Origin of the sequence: Aeromicrobium phragmitis (assembly GCF_003674095.1) — a bacterium.
GTDB lineage: Bacteria > Actinomycetota > Actinomycetes > Propionibacteriales > Nocardioidaceae > Aeromicrobium > Aeromicrobium phragmitis.
In genome coordinates, this window is record NZ_RDBF01000099.1 from 1 (window position 1) to 439 (window position 439).

1 protein-coding gene is annotated in these 439 nt (G+C 73.1%); it reads right to left on the bottom strand.

Translation table 11 applies throughout. The annotated features are described in order from the left end of the window. A partial coding sequence (locus tag D9V41_RS16450; RefSeq protein ID WP_121795618.1) for a M20/M25/M40 family metallo-hydrolase occupies positions 1-439 on the bottom strand: 439 nt, incomplete at both ends.

Consider the following 439-nt stretch of genomic DNA (forward strand, 5'->3'; position numbering starts at 1 on the left):
GTGAGACGCGGCGGAGCCGGGCGGCGCTCCAACCGCGTGATCGCCCGCGCGAGCCGCGCCGTGGCACCACCCTTGGACGGCGTGGACGCGTGACCCCCTCCCCCACGCGCGAGCAACTCGACGTCGACGGTGCCCTTCTCGACGACGGCGATCATGGCGGTCCGACCTTCGACCCCGGGAAGCGCACCTTCGACGACGGCTCCCCCTTCATCGGACACGAGCCACGGCCGGACGCCCGCCGCCTCGAGGTGATCGACGACGGCGACGGCACCGGTACCGAAGACCTCCTCGTCCGCACCGAAGGAGAGGTAGACATCGTGCGCCGGGACGAAGCCCTCCGCCAGCAGCGACTCGACCGCGTCGGCGACCGTCACCAGCGGGCCCTTGTCGTCCAGCGCCCCGCGCCCGTGGACCCGACCATCGCGGATCTCCCCGCCGA